Below are 1722 nucleotides of genomic sequence, written 5' to 3'. Positions count from 1 at the left end.
CGACGCCGCCGGAACGGAAGGTTCCGGCGACCGGGCGCTGCTCACCCCCGAGGCCGGGACCGTCAGCTACGGAATGGCTGAATTTATCGCTGCCGAGGAGATGTCCCGGAGCCGGGGATTCTGGTGGTCCCCGGGCAGCGACCGGCTGCTGGCGGCCCGCGTCGACGACGCGCCGGTGCGCCGCTGGTGGATCGCCGACCCCGCCCGCCCCGAGGCCGAACCCACCGAGGTGGCCTACCCGGCAGCCGGAACGGACAACGCCGAGGTGACCCTCCATCTGGTGGACGCGGACGGCGGCGCCCGTACGGAGGTCGTCTGGGACCGCGAGCGCTACCCGTATCTCGCCCGCGTCCACTGGTCGGACGCCGGGGCACCGCTGCTGCTGGTGCAGTCCCGGGACCAGCGGGAGGCGCGGTGCCTGACGGTCGACGCGGACAGCGGCGCGACCTCCGTCGTCCACCGGATGGCGGACCCGGTGTGGATCGAGCTGTTCGGCGGGGTGCCCGCCTGGGCGCCGGACGGCAGCCTGGTGCGGATCGAGGACCGGGACGGCGCGCGGGTGCTGCTGGCGGGCGAGCGGCAGCTGACCCCGGGGCGGCTGCATGTGCGCTCCGTCCTCGGCATCGGGGAGCACGATGTGCTGTTCTCGGCCTCCGAGGGCACCGGCGACGGCGCCGCGCGCACCGCGCCCGGCGAGGTCGCGGTCCACCGCGTGCCCCTGGACGGCGGCGAGCCCGTCCGCCTCGGGGACGGCGGCGTCCCCCAGGTGGCCTCGGCCGTACGGGGCGGGGAGACGCTCGTCCTCGTCACGGCCCCGCTCGACCGCCCCGGGGCGCAGGCCGCCGTGTACACCGGCGGCGGGGCCGAACGCGTGGGCGAGATCCCCTCGTACGCCGAGACGCCGCTGCTGGCCGCCGCGCCCCGGCTGCTGCACACCGGCAAGCGGGAGATCCCGGCCGCCGTCGTGCTGCCCACCGGCCACCGGGACGGCGACGGGCCGCTGCCGGTGCTGCTGGACCCGTACGGCGGGCCGCACGGGCAGCGCGTCGCCGCCGCGCACAACGCGCATCTGACCGCGCAGTGGTTCGCCGACCAGGGCTTCGCCGTGGTGGCGGCCGACGGGCGGGGCACGCCCGGCTACTCCCCCCGCTGGGAGAAGGCGATCTCGCGGGACATCGCGTCCGTGGTGCTGGAGGACCAGGTGGCGGCCCTCCAGTCGCTCGCGGAGAGCTTTCCGCTGGATCTGAGCCGGGTGGGCATCCGCGGCTGGTCGTTCGGCGGCTATCTGGCCGCGCTCGCGGTGCTGCGGCGGCCCGACGTCTTCCACGCGGCGGTCGCCGGAGCGCCGGTGACGGACTGGCGGCTGTACGACACGCACTACACGGAGCGGTACTGCGGTACGCCCGGGGCCGACGCCGGGGTCTACGCCGACGTCTCGCTGATCACCGACGAGGGGCTGTCCGGGGCCGCGTCGCAGGTGCGGCCCCTGATGCTGATCCACGGGCTCGCCGATGACAACGTGGTCGTCGCCCACACCCTGAAGCTCTCCTCGGCGCTTCTCGCCGCCGGCCGGCCGCACGAGGTGCTGCCGCTGAGCGGGGTGACGCATATGGCGTCGGACGAGGTGGTCGCGGAGAATCTGCTGCTGTCGCAGGTGGCCTTTCTGAAGCGGGCGCTGGGCGTCGCCTGACGGGAGGGCGTCGCCTGACGGGAGGGAAGGGT

Annotated in this window: 1 protein-coding gene; it reads left to right on the top strand. The window is 75.3% G+C overall.

Going from position 1 to position 1722, the window contains the following annotated elements:
- On the top strand, positions 1 to 1690 hold a 1690-nt coding region (locus G5C65_RS36780), incomplete at its 5' end, for a S9 family peptidase (RefSeq protein WP_165303379.1).
- Positions 1691 to 1722 lie beyond the last annotated feature (32 nt).

Source organism: Streptomyces boncukensis, from assembly GCF_011045075.1.
GTDB lineage: Bacteria > Actinomycetota > Actinomycetes > Streptomycetales > Streptomycetaceae > Streptomyces > Streptomyces boncukensis.
This window is presented reverse-complemented; position numbering and strand designations above follow the sequence as displayed.